General features: G+C 50.4%; 1 protein-coding gene. It reads right to left on the reverse strand.

Features of this window, described 5'->3' with window-relative positions; translation table 11 throughout:
* Positions 1-493: recombinase family protein (locus ACYVEA_RS34705; protein WP_461117923.1), on the reverse strand; the 493-nt coding region annotated here is incomplete at its 3' end.
* Positions 494-635: the final 142 nt, after the last annotated feature.

Genomic DNA, 635 nt, shown 5'->3' on the forward strand with positions numbered 1-635 from the left:
GGGTGGTTTTAGAGATGTGTAACTCGCGGGCGATTTGTTCAACCGGGTACTTGCTGGCTTTGGAGAGACTTTCACCAAGGCGGGCTTTCTGCTCGCTGGCTTTGGAGAGCCCTTTACGACGGCCCAAGAGTTGACCTCGTCGACGGGCCGAGGCCAAACTCGCCAGTGTCCTTTCTCGAATTACCTCCCGTTCAAACTCAGCCAGACTGGCAAAAATGCGAAAAACGAGCCGACCTTGCACCGTCGTAGTGTCGATCGGGTCGTTCAAACTGACTAACCCAACGTGTTGCCCTTCGAGCTGCGTGACAATCTCGATCAAGTGATTCAGGGAACGGCCCAGTCGATCCAGCTTCCAAATCATCAAGGTGTCCCCCTGCCGAATGATTTCGAGTAATCTGTTTAATTCAGGCCGTTCGGTTTTGGACCCACTGGCTTTTTCCTGAAAGATTTTCGAGCAGCCTGCTGCATTGAGGGCATCAAGCTGAAAGGCCAGGTTTTAATCTTGGGTAGAGACGCGGGTGTAACCTAACTTCATGATATAGTAGTATGTATCTCACGTCCTTGCCATGAGGGTGAGAAATCTATTGTCGATCTAGAAAGCAGGTTGTTGCTATTGAAGGTACAGAATTATCAGG

This window comes from Spirosoma jeollabukense (assembly GCF_054777855.1).